This is a genomic window from Cognatishimia sp. MH4019, assembly GCF_020177595.1.
Classification (GTDB): domain Bacteria; phylum Pseudomonadota; class Alphaproteobacteria; order Rhodobacterales; family Rhodobacteraceae; genus JAHTBL01.
Genome location: NZ_JAHTBL010000002.1, coordinates 117,725 through 135,418 on the forward strand (window position 1 = coordinate 117,725; position 17,694 = coordinate 135,418).

12 protein-coding genes are annotated in these 17,694 nt (G+C 59.0%); 2 read left to right on the forward strand and 10 right to left on the reverse strand.

Going from position 1 to position 17,694, the window contains the following annotated elements; all coding sequences use genetic code 11:
- Nucleotides 1-4: 4 nt before the first annotated feature.
- The 4 genes from tuf to rpsL all read right to left on the reverse strand — a co-directional run bounded on the left by tuf (nucleotide 5) and on the right by rpsL (nucleotide 4,291).
- Entirely contained in the window at nucleotides 5-1,180 is a 1,176-nt protein-coding gene (gene tuf / locus KUW67_RS03775; protein ID WP_224823948.1) for an elongation factor Tu, read from the reverse strand.
- A gap of 108 nt (nucleotides 1,181-1,288) precedes the next feature.
- On the reverse strand, nucleotides 1,289-3,406 hold the full coding sequence (gene fusA / locus KUW67_RS03780; protein ID WP_224823949.1) for an elongation factor G: 2,118 nt from the start codon (nucleotides 3,404-3,406) through the stop codon (nucleotides 1,289-1,291).
- A gap of 30 nt (nucleotides 3,407-3,436) precedes the next feature.
- Nucleotides 3,437-3,907 carry a 30S ribosomal protein S7 gene (gene rpsG, locus KUW67_RS03785; protein WP_224823950.1) on the reverse strand — a complete coding sequence of 157 codons (471 nt, stop codon included), beginning with the start codon at nucleotides 3,905-3,907 and terminating at the stop codon, nucleotides 3,437-3,439.
- Between the two features lie 12 nt (nucleotides 3,908-3,919).
- Nucleotides 3,920-4,291 carry a 30S ribosomal protein S12 gene (rpsL, locus tag KUW67_RS03790; RefSeq protein ID WP_007118826.1) on the reverse strand — a complete coding sequence of 124 codons (372 nt, stop codon included), beginning with the start codon at nucleotides 4,289-4,291 and terminating at the stop codon, nucleotides 3,920-3,922.
- Nucleotides 4,292-4,621: 330 nt separating this feature from the next.
- On the opposite strand from rpsL, the gene KUW67_RS03795 reads away from it, so the two are divergent.
- On the forward strand, nucleotides 4,622-5,425 hold the full coding sequence (locus tag KUW67_RS03795; RefSeq protein WP_224823951.1) for a glycosyltransferase: 804 nt from the start codon (nucleotides 4,622-4,624) through the stop codon (nucleotides 5,423-5,425).
- Here KUW67_RS03795 and KUW67_RS03800 read toward each other — a convergent pair.
- Together KUW67_RS03800 and KUW67_RS03805 are read right to left on the reverse strand one after the other, a co-directional pair.
- Complete coding sequence (locus tag KUW67_RS03800; RefSeq protein WP_224823952.1) at nucleotides 5,389-6,285, reverse strand: DMT family transporter; 897 nt, start codon at nucleotides 6,283-6,285, stop codon at nucleotides 5,389-5,391. The two genes, KUW67_RS03795 and KUW67_RS03800, sit on opposite strands and share 37 nt — an antisense overlap.
- Nucleotides 6,282-7,076, reverse strand: a complete 795-nt coding sequence (locus KUW67_RS03805) for a glycosyltransferase (RefSeq protein WP_224823953.1) — start codon at nucleotides 7,074-7,076, stop codon at nucleotides 6,282-6,284. The genes KUW67_RS03800 and KUW67_RS03805 overlap by 4 nt, the downstream gene beginning before the upstream one ends.
- Before the next feature lie 114 nt (nucleotides 7,077-7,190).
- Between KUW67_RS03805 and KUW67_RS03810 the strand changes: the two genes are divergently transcribed.
- Nucleotides 7,191-8,018 (forward strand): phytanoyl-CoA dioxygenase family protein, encoded by an 828-nt coding sequence (locus tag KUW67_RS03810; protein WP_224823954.1) that lies wholly within the window; start codon nucleotides 7,191-7,193, stop codon nucleotides 8,016-8,018.
- 108 nt (nucleotides 8,019-8,126) lie between these two features.
- Here KUW67_RS03810 and KUW67_RS03815 read toward each other — a convergent pair whose 3' ends face one another.
- The 4 genes from KUW67_RS03815 to rplL all read right to left on the reverse strand — a co-directional run bounded on the left by KUW67_RS03815 (nucleotide 8,127) and on the right by rplL (nucleotide 17,657).
- Nucleotides 8,127-8,408: a hypothetical protein gene (locus KUW67_RS03815; RefSeq protein ID WP_224823955.1), complete on the reverse strand. Its 282-nt coding sequence runs from the start codon at nucleotides 8,406-8,408 to the stop codon at nucleotides 8,127-8,129.
- Between the two features lie 220 nt (nucleotides 8,409-8,628).
- Nucleotides 8,629-12,861 carry a DNA-directed RNA polymerase subunit beta' gene (gene rpoC / locus KUW67_RS03820; protein ID WP_224823956.1) on the reverse strand — a complete coding sequence of 1,411 codons (4,233 nt, stop codon included), beginning with the start codon at nucleotides 12,859-12,861 and terminating at the stop codon, nucleotides 8,629-8,631.
- A 51-nt stretch (nucleotides 12,862-12,912) separates the two neighbouring features.
- A complete protein-coding gene (gene rpoB, locus KUW67_RS03825; protein ID WP_224823957.1) occupies nucleotides 12,913-17,049 on the reverse strand; it encodes a DNA-directed RNA polymerase subunit beta in 4,137 nt (1,378 codons plus the stop codon).
- A gap of 227 nt (nucleotides 17,050-17,276) precedes the next feature.
- Complete coding sequence (rplL, locus tag KUW67_RS03830) at nucleotides 17,277-17,657, reverse strand: 50S ribosomal protein L7/L12 (protein ID WP_224823958.1); 381 nt, start codon at nucleotides 17,655-17,657, stop codon at nucleotides 17,277-17,279.
- Nucleotides 17,658-17,694: the final 37 nt, after the last annotated feature.

The following is a 17,694-nucleotide window of genomic DNA, read 5'->3' on the forward strand; positions in this document are numbered from 1 at the left end:
TTGTTTACTCGTGGATTTTCGAGACGACACCAGCGCCGACGGTGCGGCCGCCTTCGCGGATGGCGAAGCGGAGGCCTTGCTCCATCGCGATGGGCGCGATCAGTTCCACGTTGAACTTCAGGTTGTCGCCCGGCATCACCATCTCGGTGCCCGAGGGCAGCTCAACCGTGCCCGTCACGTCCGTCGTACGGAAGTAGAACTGCGGGCGGTAGTTCGCGAAGAACGGCGTGTGACGGCCACCCTCATCCTTGGTCAGGATGTAGGCTTCGGCCTCGAACTTCGTGTGCGGGTTCACCGAACCCGGCTTGCACAGAACCTGACCACGCTCGACGCCTTCACGGTCCACACCGCGCAGCAGGGCACCGATATTGTCGCCAGCTTCACCACGATCCAGCAGCTTGCGGAACATTTCCACGCCCGTGCAGGTCGTCTTCGAGGTGTCCTTGATGCCGACGATTTCGATCTCGTCGCCCACGTTGATCACGCCGCGCTCGACACGACCGGTCACAACCGTACCACGACCCGAGATCGAGAACACGTCCTCGATCGGCATCAGGAACGGCTGGTCCACAGCGCGCTCGGGCGTCGGGATGTATTCGTCAACGGCAGCCATCAGCTTCTTGATCGACTCTTCGCCGATCTCCGGGTCGCGGCCTTCCAGAGCGGCCAGCGCCGAGCCGGGGATGACGGGGATGTCGTCGCCGGGATACTCGTAGGAGGACAGCAGTTCGCGGATCTCCATCTCGACGAGCTCAAGCAGCTCTTCGTCATCGACCTGGTCAACTTTGTTCATGTAGACGACCATCTTCGGGATGCCGACCTGACGGCCGAGCAGGATGTGCTCGCGCGTCTGGGGCATCGGGCCGTCAGCAGCGTTCACAACCAGGATCGCGCCGTCCATCTGAGCGGCACCGGTGATCATGTTCTTGACGTAGTCGGCGTGGCCGGGGCAGTCGACATGGGCGTAGTGACGCGCGTCGGTCTCATACTCCACATGCGCGGTCGAGATCGTGATCCCGCGCGCTTTCTCTTCCGGCGCACCGTCAATCTGGTCATAGGCCTGGAAATCACCGAAATACTTCGTGATCGCTGCCGTCAGTGTCGTCTTGCCGTGGTCAACATGGCCAATCGTGCCAATGTTAACGTGCGGTTTGTTACGCTCAAACTTTCCCTTTGCCATGGTAGGCTCCTTCTTCGTTCTCAGGCGAGGCCGTCCCGGACCTGACCCGGGACCTCGCGATCCATTTCAATTTCGAGGCCCCGGATCTGGTCCGGGGCGTCTGTTAAATCACGCGAATTTCGCCTGAATTTCTTCCGAGATGTTCTGCGGAACAGGCTCGTAATGGCCGAACTGCATGGTGAAGTTCGCACGACCCGACGACATCGACCGCAAGGTGTTGATGTAGCCGAACATGTTGGCCAGCGGCACCTGCGCGTCGATTGCAATCGCGTTACCGCGAGTGTCCTGACCCAGAACCTGACCGCGACGGGACGTCAGATCGCCGATGATGCCGCCGGTATATTCTTCCGGAGTGACAACTTCGACTTTCATGATCGGCTCAAGCAGCTTGGCGCCGGCTTTCTTCATGCCTTCGCGCATACCCATGCGGGCTGCGATCTCAAAAGCCAGAACCGATGAGTCCACATCGTGGAACTTACCGTCGATCAGGGCCACCTTGAAGTCGATCACGGGGAAGCCAGCCAGCGGGCCGCTATCCATAACCGACAGGATGCCTTTTTCGACGCCGGGGATGTATTCCTTGGGAACAGCACCACCCACGATGCGGCTTTCGAAGGAATAACCTTCGCCCGGCTCGGTTGGCGTGATGACCATCTTGACCTCGGCGAACTGACCCGAACCACCCGACTGTTTCTTGTGGGTGTAGGTATGCTCGACCTCGTGAGAGATCGTCTCGCGGTAGGCCACTTGCGGTGCACCGATGTTGGCTTCAACCTTGAACTCGCGACGCAGACGGTCGACGAGGATGTCGAGGTGAAGTTCGCCCATGCCCTTCATGATGGTCTGACCGGACTCGATGTCGGTCTCGACGCGGAAGGAGGGGTCTTCGGCGGCCAGACGGGCCAGACCGGTCGACATTTTCTCTTGGTCACCCTTGGTCTTGGGTTCGACAGCAATCTCGATCACGGGATCGGGGAAGGTCATCGTTTCCAGAACAACGGGGTCGTTGATCGAGCAAAGCGTGTCACCGGTTGTGGTGTCCTTCAGGCCACCCAGCGCGATGATGTCGCCCGAAAACGCTTCTGCGATTTCGTCACGGTCGTTGGAGTGCATGATCATCATGCGGCCCACACGCTCTTTCTTGCCTTTGGTCGAGTTCAGGAAGCTGTCGCCCTTTTCGATCTTACCCGAGTAGATGCGGGTAAAGGTCAGGGAGCCCACAAAGGGGTCGTTCCAGATTTTGAACGCCAGAGCAGAGAACGGCATGTCATCGTCCGCGCGGCGCGCGATGTCACGGGTTTCTGTCTCGTCACCGGGTTTGAAGCCCATGTAATCGACCACGTCCAGCGGGCTGGGCAGGAAGTCGACAACAGCGTTGAGCAGAGGCTGAACGCCTTTGTTCTTGAAGGCCGAGCCACACAGAACCGGGATGAAGTCGATGGCCAGTGTACCCTTACGGATCAGACGGCGGAGCGTCGGAACGTCGGGCTCTTCGCCTTCCAGATACTGCTCCATCACGTCGTCGTCTTGCTCGACGGCGATCTCGATCATGGTGCCGCGCCATTCTTCGGCCAGCTCTTTCAAGCTGTCACGGATCGGGCGTTTTTCCCAGGATGCGCCAAGGTCTTCACCAGCCCAAACCCACTCTTCCATGGTGATCAGGTCGATCATGCCTTCCAGCTCGTTCTCGGCCCCGATCGGGATCTGGATCGGGCAAGGCGTCGCGCCGGTGCGGTCTTTGATCATCTTCACACAGTTGAAGAAGTCAGCGCCGATCTTGTCCATCTTGTTGACGAACACGATGCGCGGAACCTTGTAGCGGTCAGCCTGACGCCAAACGGTTTCAGTCTGAGGCTCAACACCCGCGTTGGCGTCCAGAACAGCAACAGCACCGTCGAGAACGGCCAGCGAACGCTCGACTTCGATGGTGAAGTCGACGTGGCCGGGCGTGTCGATGATGTTCATGCGGTGCTTGGGCGTGTCGGGCGTCTGGCCGTCTTCGGTGCGCTCCCAGAACGTGGTCGTCGCAGCGGAGGTGATGGTGATGCCGCGCTCTTGCTCTTGCTCCATGTGGTCCATGGTCGCCGCGCCATCGTGCACTTCGCCGATGTTGTGGGACTTACCGGTATAGAACAGGATCCGCTCGGAACAGGTGGTCTTTCCTGCGTCGATATGGGCCATGATCCCGAAGTTACGGTAGCGTTCGAGGGGATATTCGCGTGCCATTGGGCTGCTTCCTCAAGAATTAGGGTTAAATTACCAGCGGTAGTGGCTGAACGCTTTGTTGGCGTCGGCCATCTTGTGGGTGTCTTCGCGCTTTTTCACAGCGGTGCCGCGAGACTGGACTGCGTCGATCAGCTCACCGGCCAGACGCTCTTCCATCGTGTTCTCGTTGCGGCCGCGTGCGGCAGTGATCAGCCAGCGGATCGCGAGGGCTTCGCGACGCTCGGGGCGCACTTCGACGGGCACCTGATAAGTGGCACCACCCACACGGCGCGAACGCACCTCAACAGCGGGTTTGATGTTGTCGAGTGCTTCGTGGAAGACCTCAAGCGGCGCGCGCTTGATCTTGCCTTCGACGCGGTCCATCGCGTTGTAGACGATTTTCTCGGCGGCGGATTTCTTGCCGTCGATCATCAGGTTGTTCATGAATTTGGTCAGAACCTTATCGCCAAATTTGGCATCAGGCAGGACTTCGCGCTTCTCGGCGGCGTGACGGCGGGACATCTGAGCCTCTCCTTACTTGGGACGCTTGGCGCCGTATTTCGAACGGCGTTGTTTACGATCTTTGACGCCCTGGGTATCCAGAACACCGCGCAGGATGTGATAACGCACACCGGGAAGGTCTTTGACACGACCGCCGCGGATCAGAACCACAGAGTGCTCCTGAAGGTTGTGGCTTTCACCGGGGATATAGCTGATGACCTCGAAACCGTTGGTCAGGCGCACCTTGGCAACCTTCCGCATAGCGGAGTTCGGCTTCTTCGGTGTGGTCGTGTAGACGCGTGTGCAGACGCCGCGCTTTTGCGGGCACTCTTGCAGGTGCATGGATTTCGACCGTTTTACTTTAGGCTGACGCGGTTTGCGGATCAGCTGCTGGATCGTTGGCATTGGGCTCTTTTCCCCGTTCTCAACACATGTGTTCGCGGGACAATCCCGCAGGTTCATCTTCAAAAGCGCTTCGCGCGTCCGCAAAACGCAAAAACCGCAAGCGCTCCCATCAGCGGGAGCGGTGCGGTGGGTATCCAGAGGATCGGGGCGGTTAGGCCCGGATCGTGACCACTTCGGTTCTGATTTAAGAGACCCATGCACGTCACACAGATCACTCAAGTGGGCGCCGTATAGGGGGAGTCGGAGGGGCTGTCAACAGCATGCGCACCACTGGACGCGGCCCATTCCCGATGTCATGCTCGCGCCCATTGAAACTGCGGATCGTGGGTTATGCAAGTCGTTGGATTATGTCGTTTCTCCTATCCGGGGTTTGGAGGCTATCGGCGCAGCCATGACAGCATCGAAGAGCGCTGCGCATTTCTGTATCAGGAGGACCGCATCGAAGAGCGGTTTCGCTTTTTCGAGGCGATCACCCTGCCCGGCATCCGCGCGCAGACCGATCCGGACTTTACGTTTGTCGTTCTGACCGGCAAGAGCCTGCCCGATCATCATTACCTGCGGCTCAAGATGCTGCTGGATGATATTCCGCAGGCCAAATTGCTGCAGCTCGACCCGATGCATCACCGCGCCGCCATGGCCGAAGCGATCCTGCCCGAGGTGGATTTGAAACGTGGACCGTCGATCCAGTTTCGGCTGGATGATGATGACGGCGTCAATATCCGTTTCGTCGAGAAGCTGCGCGCCGCGCGCAAGGATGCCCAAGCGATTTTTGAACGGACCAACAAGGTCGCAATTGATTTCACTCAAGGCTACACCGCGACGCTCGATAAGAACGGCATCAAGGTCACGCGCGTCTCTACAACACTTTGGACCCCGGCCCTTGCAATCATCCAGCGCGGATATTCAAAGGACACGGTGATGCACTTCCCGCACCATGTTCTGAACCGTCAGATGACGGTGATCAGCTATTCAGGCGAGCCGATGTTTATCCGCGGGGTGAACGATTACAACGGCGACCCGCTGGTCAACAAGTTCCACGAGCCCAGTAAGATGGACACGGAAACCAAGGAGATCCTTGCCAGCAAGTTCAACATCCGTCAGGCGGATGTGCGGCGGATCTTCAAGGCCAGCTGACGCTCGCGCCAATAGGTGAAGATACCGGTCGCCACGATGATGGCGGCCCCCAGCAATGTCAGCCAATCTGGCCATTCGCCAAAGACGATCAACCCAAGGATCAGTGCCCAGATCAGCCCGGTATAGCGGAAAGGCGCGATGAACCCGATATCGCCCACGCGCATGACCATGACGCTGGCCAGATAGCCCACTATGATGCAGAGCGCGGCGGCGAAAAGCTGTGCATAGGCCAGCGTGCTCATCGGAGCCCAGGGCTGGGTCAATGTGCCGACCAAGCCTAGCAACCCGATGGCCGCGGCGCCCACAAGCGCCACGGTCAGCGATGGCACATCACGGGTCAGTTTGCGCGTGAACACATCGCGCATTGTGACCGCAGCAACGGCGAGTAGCGCATAAAGCGCATAGGTATTGAAGCCATCCGGGCCAGGGCGCACGATCAGCATCACGCCGACAAAGCCAATCAGAATGGCCGCCATCCTGCGCCAGCCGACGGCTTCCCCCAACAGCAAGGCACCTGCAAGCGTCACCGTTAACGGCAAGGCTTGCAGGATCGCGGTGACATTGGCGATGGGCATGTTGAAAAGCGCGGTCAGGAAGAAATACGCAGCCACGACCTCGGACACGGTGCGCAGCGCGATCAGCCCCCAATCCCTGCGCGGCAGGTCAAAGCGGAGTTGGCGCAAGGCCACAGCCATTGCGAAAATCAGCAACGTGGTCACGACCCCGCGCAAAAAAAGCGCCTGCATCAGTGGCACCTCGTCTGAGGCGGCTTTCATGAAGACATCGTTGAACGTGAACCCCGCCATGCTGGCCGTCATCAGCAACGCGCCGCGCGTGTTGTCAGAAAGAGAGGTGCTCATGGGCGGCGCAGCTCGTCCGGGGTCAAACCGAATTGTGCGTCCAGTACGGCGGCGATTTCGTCCTCGGACATCTCTCGGGTGCGACCGGTGAAGGCAGGTTCCGATCCGTTGTCCTGATGCACGGTGCGGATGTAGCACGGCGTCTCGGCTTCCGAGAACGTGTTGTAGAACTGCGCCAGAATGCGGTGATTTCGGCGGTAGATGTTTTCCGGGTGATCCATCGGGACGGTCAGCGCGGTGCCCACGGCGAGCGGTGTCTTTTCGGTTGCATCGAAAATTTCGGGCGGGGATTGGGTGTAGTCGACGTAGAGCCCTTTGTTAAAGGCGATCGCGGTGGGCACATCGTCGGCCAGCTTGTCAGCCCAATGGCGCAGCCGCTTGATGAAATCACGGTCCACGGCGTCGTCGTCATCCAGCCGAAACGTCGTACGGTGGGTCGCGTCCGAGCGCGCGACCTCGTCATAGGCCCGGCGCATGGCGCGGTAATGGGGCAGCGACGGATAAGCCAGAATGCGGACCTGCGGGATGTCTGCGACAAGTGCTGCCAGACGGGTCTGTGTGGGCTCCGGCATGGTCTCACCCACCAGAATCAGCATGGTGAAATCCGGGTCTGTCTGGGCGGTGAGGCAAGGCAGCGTGAACCGCTCGAACAGCGCGATCCGGCGATCAAGGCGCGCGGCGTCATACAAGAAGGCCTCCGCCTCTTCGGCCGTGTCGTGCTTTTTGCGGAACCCGCCGAGAGAGGGGTAGGAAAAGCGCAGAAGGCCGATGATCTGATTTGTGGCGGTCATGGCGGCACCTTATCGGGGCGACGATACGGGGCAACCCCAAAGGCAGATCACCACGCTTGGCAGGTGCGCAATTGGCGGCATAGCATGACCCATGCAGCAGGAAAGGCGCGGACCATGGCAGAGTTGTTGACGCAAGCGGAGAAGGCAGCGTTTCGCCGGGACGGGGCGGTGCATCTCAAAGCGCAATTCGGGGCGGAGTGGATCGAAAAGTTGCGCACGGGCATCGACAAGGACATCGCCGCGCCTACTGATCATTTCGCGCGACACACAAAAGACCCGGATGCGCCCGCATATCTTGAGGATTTCTGGGCTTGGGACAAAATCCCGGAGTTCGAGGATTTCGTGCGCCATTCGCCCTGCGCCCCTTTGGCAGCGGAATTGCTGGGCGCGCCATCGGTCAATTTGGTGATGGACAACTGGTTTATGCGGGAGGCCGGATCAAACTCGCGACCGCCGTTTCATCAAGACCTCGCCTATTTCGATTTCGAAGGCACGATGTGCGTGCTTTGGTTGCCGCTGGAACCCGTGACCAAAGAGAACGGGATCGCTTTCGTCAAAGGCTCGCATCTATGGGACAAGCTGTTCATGCGGGTGCGGTTTGCGGATGGGCATGCCAGCCCGGATCCGCAGGTGGTTGCCGGGCAGACCTATCATCCGCCCCCAGATGTAAACGCGGATCCGGAGGCTTATGAGCTGTTGCAATGGGATCTGGATCTGGGCGATTGCATCTTTTTCGATATGCGAACGCTCCATGGTGGCCTGTCTTCAGTGACGCCCACACAAACCGTGCGGCGCTTTACCCTGCGCATGACTGCGCCGGATGGGATGATCCGCTATCGCGGGGATTGGGCGAAAGACGAACGCGCGATCTTTGAGGCGGCGGGTTATGGAGACGGCGATCGCATCGCTGGTCCAATGTTCCCGCAGCTTTGGCCACGCTAGACCCGCACATGTAAAAACCGGCCCCACCCTTTCGGGTGAGACCGGTCCCACAACGCACCTGTGTAGCCCGGAGGCAATTCTGGTGAGGCGCGTTAACCGCTAAGCGGCTTAGTCAGCGAGCTCTGCCGGCGATGTGACGCCGAGGTCTTCCAGCTGCTTGCGCTCTTCGGCGCTCATGGTCGACATGATGTCACCGTCTTCTTCATCGATGACTGCGGGGGACGTTGCGCCCAGATCTTCTTCAGCCATGAAATCGGTGCTGTCGTTGTGGTCATCCGCAATTGCTGCGGGGGAGGTTTTGCCCAGATTAACCAGATCGGAATCGTCGGCGGCAAATGCCGGTGCGGCGAAGGTCAGGGCGATTGCGGAAATCATTGCAGTGCGTGTCATAGTTAAAGTCCTTTCTTACTACGTTGTGTGGTCGACGCTGTTGCGCCATCCGATGCAGACACAACGGACGCGGGGCAGAAAAGTTCGCTTTTGGCTGCGCAGGGCGCCTGTGCAGATATGCACATCACAATCAGTAATTTGGATGGAACCTTTATGAGAAAACGAAAAAGGCTCGCGCTGTGAGCGCGAGCCTTTTCCAGTCTCTCAAAAGCGAGATCGCTTAGTCTTCGCGGCTCTCCGGTGCGTCCGGCGCCTCGGAGGTGAAGACATCCGCATTCTCGGCAGGTGCTGCCAGCGCTGCCGCTGCTTCGGCCTCTTCGCGGCGCGCCTCGATGACGACGTTATCGCGCTCGGAGGCGATGCGGCGCACGCGCTGGGTGGCCCCGCCGGTACCGGCCGGGATCAGACGACCCACGATGACGTTCTCTTTCAGGCCGACCAGCTTGTCGCGCTTACCCTGAACCGAAGCCTCGGTCAGAACGCGCGTGGTCTCCTGGAAGGACGCCGCCGAGATGAACGAGCGTGTCTGCAAGGATGCCTTGGTGATGCCCAGCAAGATCGGCTCACCAGAGGCGGGGCGGCGGCCTTCGGCCTCTGCCTTCGCGTTCGCGGTGTCGAACTCGATCTTGTCGACATGCTCACCCTTCAGAAGCGTGGTTTCCCCACTGTCGAGGATCTCCCACTTCTGGAGCATCTGGCGCACGATCACTTCGATATGCTTATCGTTGATCTTGACGCCTTGCAGACGATACACGTCCTGAACTTCGTCGATCATGTAATCGGCCAGCGCTTCAACACCCATGATGGACAGGATGTCATGCGGCGCGGGGTTGCCATCCATGATGTAGTCGCCCTTCTGGACAAAATCACCTTCCTGAACCGGAATGTGCTTGCCCTTGGGCACCATGTATTCGACGGGCTCCATGCTTTCGTCCGACGGGTCGATGGCGATGCGACGCTTGTTCTTGTAGTCGCGGCCAAAGCGAACATAGCCGTCGATTTCCGCGATAATGGCGTGATCTTTGGGGCGACGTGCCTCAAAGAGTTCGGCCACACGCGGCAGACCACCGGTGATGTCCTTGGTCTTGGCACCTTCACGCGGGATACGCGCGACGACGTCACCGGCTTTGATCTCTTGGCCGTCTTCGACCGAGAGGATCGCATCCACAGACATCGGATAGGTGACAGGATTGCCCGCCTCGTTGCGCACAGGCTCCCCATCGGCACCGACGATCAGAACCTCGGGCTTCAGCTCGTTGCCCTTGGGCGCTGCGCGCCAGTCGGACACGATCCGCTGGGTCATGCCTGTGGCGTCATCGGTCTCCTCACGGATGGCGATGCCGGACACAAGGTCGACCCATTTCACGGTACCGGCCTTTTCCGCGATGATCGGCAGAGTGTAGGGATCCCATTCGAACAGCTTGTCGCCACGGGCCACATCGGCACCGTCTTCGACATGCAGCTTGGAGCCGTAACCCAGCTTGTGGCTGGCGCGTTCCTGACCATTCTCGTCGATGATGACCATCGACATCGAACGGGCCATTACGATCCGCTCACCAGACGCGTTTTCAAGTACGTTGGCGTTGCGGAATTCGACCTTGCCGGGCTGGCTGGCCTCAAGGAAGGACTGCTGACCACCCTGCGCAATACCGCCGATGTGGAAGGTCCGCATCGTCAGCTGTGTGCCAGGCTCACCGATGGACTGTGCGGCGATGATGCCGACAGCTTCACCTTGGTTCACCATGGTGCCGCGGGCGAGGTCACGACCATAGCACATGGCGCAGACACCGTCTTCGGCCTCACAGGTTAGCGGCGAACGGATGCGCATGGACGCAACACCAGCCGCCTCGATCGCATCGGCTTTACGCTCGTCGATCAGCTCACCCTTCGTGACAAGAACTTCGTCGCCGCCCGGCACCAGCACGTCATCCGCCGACACGCGGCCAAGGATACGCTCGGCCAAGGACGAGACGACCTCACCATCGTTGACAGCCGCTTCGGCGGTGATCGCCTTGTCGGTGCCGCAGTCTTTTTCACGCACGATGCAATCCTGCGCGACATCGACCAGACGACGGGTGAGATACCCGGAGTTCGCCGTTTTCAAAGCGGTATCTGCCAGACCCTTACGGGCACCGTGGGTCGAGTTGAAATACTCGGACACGGTCAGACCTTCTTTGAAGTTCGAGATGATCGGCGTTTCGATGATCGACCCATCCGGACGCGCCATCAGACCGCGCATACCACCAAGCTGTTTCATCTGTGCGGGCGAACCACGGGCCTTGGAGTGGGCCATCATGTAAACCGAGTTCGGTTCCTGTTCGACGCCGTCCTCGACACGCATGGCAGAAATATCATCCATCATCGCGTCGGCCACAGTGTCGGAACACTTGGACCATGCGTCGATGACTTTGTTGTATTTCTCGCCCTGAGTGATCAGACCGTCCATATACTGCTGTTCGAACTCTTTGACCTGCTCGCGCACGCCATCGACGATCTCCCACTTGGTATCGGGAATAACCATGTCGTCCTTGCCGAAGCTGATGCCAGCGCGGAAGGCTTCGCGGAAGCCCATGGTCATGATCTGGTCACAGAAGATGACAGACTCTTTCTGGCCGCAGTAGCGATAGACGGTGTCGATCACTTGCTGCACTTCGCCTTTCTTGAGCAGGCGGTTGACCAGCTCGAACGGGGCTTTGGCGTTGAGCGGCAGAAGCGCGCCCAGACGGACGCGGCCCGGCGTGGTCTCAAAACGTTGGAACACCTCGTTGCCTTCGTCGTCGATCTGCTTGATGCGGGCGTGGATTTTAGCGTGCAGATGCACTTCGCCAGCGTCCAGCGCGTGCTGAACTTCTTCCACGGACGCGAACGCCATGCCTTCGCCCTTCATACCCGCGCGTTCCAGCGAGGTATAATACAGACCAAGGATCATATCCTGCGATGGCACGATGATCGGAGCACCATTTGCAGGCGACAGAACGTTGTTCGTGGACATCATCAGAACACGGGCTTCAAGCTGTGCTTCCAGCGACAGCGGCACGTGAACGGCCATCTGGTCGCCGTCGAAGTCAGCGTTGAACGCCGAACAGACAAGCGGGTGCAGCTGGATCGCTTTACCTTCGATCAAAACAGGCTCGAACGCCTGAATGCCAAGACGGTGCAGCGTAGGCGCACGGTTCAGCATCACGGGGTGTTCGCGAATGACCTCGTCCAGAATGTCCCAAACCTCGGGACGCTCTTTTTCGACCAGCTTCTTGGCCTGCTTCACGGTGGAGGACAGACCTTTCGCCTCAAGCCGTGAGTAGATGAACGGCTTGAAGAGCTCGAGCGCCATCTTCTTGGGCAGACCACATTGGTGCAGTTTCAGCTCAGGCCCGGTCACGATGACCGAACGACCCGAGAAGTCGACGCGTTTCCCCAGAAGGTTCTGACGGAAGCGGCCCTGCTTGCCTTTCAGCATGTCCGACAGCGACTTCAGCGGGCGCTTGTTGGCACCGGTGATGACGCGGCCACGGCGGCCGTTGTCGAACAGAGCATCGACGGATTCCTGCAGCATCCGCTTCTCGTTGCGCACGATGATGTCGGGCGCGCGGAGTTCGATCAGACGCTTCAGGCGGTTGTTCCGGTTGATCACACGGCGATAGAGATCATTCAGATCGGACGTCGCGAAACGGCCCCCGTCGAGCGGCACCAGCGGACGCAGCTCTGGCGGGATCACGGGCACAACGGTGAGGATCATCCACTCCGGGCGGTTGCCGGATTCGATGAAGTTCTCGACGATCTTGAGACGCTTGATGATCTTCTTGGGCTTCAGCTCACCTGTGGCTTCTTTCAGGTCTTCACGCAGTTGCGCGGCTTCGGCTTCCAGATCAATCGCCTGCAGCATTTCGCGGATCGCTTCGGCGCCGATATTGGCGGTGAAGGCGTCCATGCCGAAGGCGTCTTGGGCGTCCATATACTCTTCTTCGGTCATCAGCTGGCCGTATGTGAGGTCCGTCAGACCCGGTTCGATCACAACGTAGTTCTCGAAATAGAGAATACGCTCCAGATCGCGCAGGGTCATGTCCAGCATCAGACCGATGCGACTGGGCAGCGACTTCAGAAACCAGATATGCGCGACAGGGGCTGCCAGTTCAATGTGGCCCATACGCTCGCGACGGACCTTTTGCAGGGTGACTTCCACACCGCATTTCTCGCAGACAACGCCGCGATACTTCATGCGCTTGTATTTGCCGCACAGGCATTCGTAGTCCTTGATCGGGCCAAAGATACGCGCGCAGAACAGGCCATCACGCTCGGGCTTGAACGTCCGGTAATTGATGGTTTCGGGCTTTTTGATCTCACCGAAGGACCAGCTGAGGATACGCTCGGGCGAGGCCAGCGAGACCTTGATCTCGTCGAACACTTTCGGCGGTGTCAGCGGGTTGAACGGGTTGTTTGTCAGTTCCTGGTTCATTTTCAAATCCTTGAATTCGGGCAGAGGAAAGGTGGGCGGGACCGAGGTCCCTTATTCACCATCCTCCGCGTCCAGGAGTTCCATGTTCAGGCCGAGGCCACGGACCTCTTTGACCAGAACGTTGAACGATTCAGGCACACCAGCCTCGAAGTTGTCTTCGCCTTTGACGATGCTTTCATAGACTTTCGTCCGTCCGGCAACGTCGTCCGACTTGACCGTCAGCATCTCTTGCAGCGTGTAAGCCGCACCGTATGCTTCCAAGGCCCAGACCTCCATCTCACCGAAACGCTGACCGCCGAACTGGGCTTTACCACCCAAAGGCTGCTGCGTGACGAGGCTGTAGGGGCCTGTCGAGCGTGCGTGGATCTTGTCGTCGACCAAGTGGTGCAGCTTCAGCAGATACTTGATGCCGACCGTCACCTTGCGGGCAAACTGCTCGCCTGTGCGACCGTCATACAGCGTCGACTGACCGCTTTCCGAGAAACCAGCGCGGACAAGCGCGTCGTTCACGTCAGCTTCCTTGGCGCCGTCGAAGACGGGCGTTGCGATCGGCACACCACGGGTGACGTTACCAGCTGCTTCCAGCAGGTGATCCTCGTCCATATCGGCGATGCCTTCTTGATAGACATCGTCGCCATAGGCGATTTTCATCGCGTCACGCACAGGCGTCAGGTCACCGGAGCGGCGATACTCACCCAGAGCTTCGTCGATCTGGATACCCAGACCGCGCGCCGCCCAACCCATATGGGTTTCAAGGATTTGCCCCACGTTCATACGCGACGGCACACCCAGCGGGTTCAGCACGAAATCGACAGGGGTGCCGTCTGCGAGGAACGGCATGTCCTCCATCGGGACCACTTTCGAGATCACACCCTTGTTGCCGTGACGACCGGCCATTTTGTCGCCGGGCTGCAGCTTGCGCTTCACCGCCACGAAGACCTTGACCATCTTCATGACGCCCGGGGGCAGATCGTCGCCGCGGCGGACCTTTTCGACCTTGTCCTCGAAACGGGCATCCAAGGCACGCTTTTGCGCCTCATACTGCTCGTTCAGGGCCTCAACACCTTTGGCTTCCTCTTCCGAGCCAAGGGCCAGCTGCCACCACTGACCACGGGTCAGGGTTTCCAACAATTCCTCGGTCACTTCGGAGTTTGCTTTGACGCCTTTGGGGCCTTTGACAGCGGTCTGACCCAGCAGCATACCTTTGAGACGCGCGTAGATGTTCCGATCAAGGATCGCCAGCTCGTCGTCGCGGTCACGGGCGAGGCGTTCGACTTCCTCACGCTCGATCTGCACCGCACGTTCGTCTTTTTCGACGCCGTGACGGTTGAAGACGCGGACCTCAACGACCGTGCCGAAATCACCCGGCGGCAGGCGCAGGGAGGTGTCGCGCACATCGGACGCTTTCTCACCAAAGATGGCGCGCAGAAGCTTTTCTTCCGGCGTCATCGGGCTTTCGCCCTTCGGTGTGATCTTACCGACAAGGATATCCGCAGGGCCCACATCGGCACCGATATAAACGATGCCCGCTTCGTCGAGGTTGCGCAGGGCTTCCTCGCCGACATTGGGGATGTCGCGGGTGATTTCCTCAGGGCCGAGCTTGGTGTCACGGGCGGCGACTTCAAATTCCTCGATATGCACCGAAGTGAAGACGTCGTCGCGCACGATACGCTCAGAAATCAGGATCGAGTCTTCGTAATTGTAGCCATTCCACGGCATGAACGCGACAACCACGTTCTTGCCCAGCGCCAGTTCACCGATATCGGTGCTGGGGCCGTCTGCAATAACCTCACCTTTCGAGACCTTGTCACCCACTTTCACCAGCGGACGCTGGTTGATGCAGGTGTTCTGGTTCGACCGCTGGAACTTGCGCATGCGGTAGATATCGACGCCGGGATCGCCCGGCTCAAAATCTTCCGTGGCGCGCACAACGATACGGGTCGCATCGACCTGGTCGATGATACCGCCGCGTTTCGCCATGATCGCCGCACCAGAATCGCGGGCAACCACTTCTTCGATGCCGGTGCCGACAAGCGGCGCCTCGGCTTGCAGAAGCGGAACGGCCTGACGTTGCATGTTCGAACCCATCAAGGCGCGGTTGGCGTCGTCATTCTCAAGGAACGGAATGAGCGAGGCCGCAACAGAGACCAGCTGCTTGGGCGACACGTCGATCAGATCGACATGTTCGTTGCTTTGCAGCATGTACTCGCCCGCTTGGCGCGTGCTGACCAGATCGTTCACGAACTGACCTTTGTCGTCGAGCTTGGCGTTGGCCTGAGCCACGACATGGCGCATTTCTTCGGTCGCGGACATGTAGTGTACTTCGTCCGTCACCTGGCCGTTTTCGACCTTGCGATAGGGCGTTTCGATGAAGCCATACTTGTTCACCCGGGCAAAGGTGGCGAGGCTGTTGATCAGACCGATGTTCGGGCCTTCCGGCGTTTCAATCGGGCACATCCGGCCATAGTGGGTCGGGTGCACGTCGCGGACCTCAAAGCCAGCACGTTCGCGGGTCAGACCACCCGGCCCAAGCGCGGAAAGACGACGCTTGTGCGTAACCTCCGAAAGCGGGTTAGTTTGGTCCATGAACTGCGACAGCTGCGAGGAGCCGAAGAACTCACGCACAGCGGCGGCTGCCGGTTTGGCGTTGATCAGATCCTGCGGCATGACGGTGTCGATCTCGACCGAGGACATACGTTCCTTGATCGCGCGCTCCATGCGGAGCAGACCGACGCGGTACTGGTTCTCCATCAATTCGCCAACGGAGCGGACACGGCGGTTCCCAAGGTGGTCGATATCGTCGATATCGCCCTTGCCGTCGCGCAGTTCCACCAGCGCCTTGATGCAGGCGACAATGTCTTCCTTGCGCAATGTGCGCTGCGTGTCTTCGGCGTCCAGAGCCAGACGCATGTTCATCTTCACGCGGCCCACGGCAGACAGGTCATACCGCTCGCTATCAAAGAAGAGCGAGTCGAACAGGTTGCCAGCGGCTTCAACAGTGGGCGGCTCGCCCGGACGCATGACGCGGTAGATGTCCATCAGCGCGCTTTCGCGGCTCATGTTCTTGTCCGCGGCCATGGTGTTGCGCATGTAGGGACCGACATTGATGTTGTCGATGTCGAGAACCGGGATATCGGTGATGCCCGCATCAATCAGTTCCTTGATGGAACCGCCGATCACTTCACCGTCTTTGTCCAGCTCCCATGTCAACTCGTCGCCGGCTTCGACGTAAATCGCGCCGGTTTCTTCGTTGATGATGTCCTTGGCGACGAACTTGCCCTGAATATGCTCGAACGGCACCAGCAGTTCAGTCACTTCGCCTTCGTCGATCAGTTTCTTGACCGCGCGCGGGGTGACTTTCTTACTGGCCTCGGCGATCACTTCACCGGACTTGGCGTCGACCAAATCGAATGTCGGACGGGTGCCGCGCACACGCTCGGGGAAGAACTTGGTGACCCAGCCTTTGTTCTTCTTCAGCTTGTAGGACACGGTGTCGTAATAGGCATCCATGATGCCTTCCTGGTCCAGACCCAGCGCATAGAGCAGGGTCGTGACAGGCAGTTTCCGGCGACGGTCGATGCGCGAAAAGACAAGGTCCTTGGCGTCGAACTCGAAGTCCAGCCAACTGCCGCGATAGGGAATGATCCGGCAGGCAAAGAGAAGTTTACCGGAGGAATGCGTTTTGCCTTTGTCGTGGTCAAAGAACACGCCCGGCGAGCGGTGCATCTGGGAGACGATCACACGCTCGGTGCCGTTCACCACAAAGGTGCCGTTCGGTGTCATCAGGGGCATGTCGCCCATGAACACGTCCTGTTCCTTGATGTCCTTGACCGATTTCGCACCGGTGTCTTCGTCCACATCAAACACGATGAGGCGCAGCGTCACCTTCAAAGGCGCGCTGTAGGTCATGTCACGTTGCTGACATTCCTCAACATCGTATTTGGGCTTTTCGAGCTCGTATTTCACGAACTCAAGCACGGAGGTTTCGTTGAAATCCTTGATCGGGAAGACCGACTGGAAGACGCCTTTGATGCCTTCGCCGTCAAGCGGCTCTGGCTGGTCGCCGGATTTCAGGAACAAATCGTAGGAACTTTTCTGAACCTCGATGAGGTTGGGCATCTCCAGAACTTCGCGGATTTTGCCGTAATATTTGCGCAAGCGTTTCTGACCTAGGAAGGACTGAGCCATGTGCGTCGTCACCTTTCAATTCTCATCGGATGCATCAGCGGTCGGGCCCCCGCGATGCGCCCAGTTGAGACAGGATAAGTTCGGCCAATTCATGCACTCCGTCCCACCGGCGTGCTCCCGACCACTGAACCTTCCTTAAGAGGGGTCTTTTCAAAGGCCCCCGTTAAGACAGGTTTGGCTGGAGCGGGATTTCTCCCCCTCCAGCCGCAAACCAAGCGAACGCTTGATTACTTGACTTCGACTTCTGCGCCAGCTGCTTCCAGCTTGCCCTTGATGTCTTCTGCTTCGGCTTTGTCGACGCCTTCTTTGACGGCTTTGCCGCCAGCTTCGACCAGCTCTTTTGCTTCTTTGAGGCCCAGGCCAGTGATGGCGCGGACTTCTTTGATGACGTTGATTTTCTGAGCGCCAGCGGCTTTCAGGATCACGTCAAATTCGGTTTGCTCTTCGCCGCCACCGGCAGCTTCGCCGCCAGCTGCGCCAGCAACCATCACAGCGCCGCCAGCTGCGGGCTCGATGCCATACTCGTCCTTGAGGATGGTTTTCAGTTCTTGGGCTTCCAGGAGCGTCAGACCGACGATCTCTTCAGCAAGTTTCTTCAGATCAGCCATTTTAGACTCTTTCCGTTTTCTAAGTGTGTTCCAACGT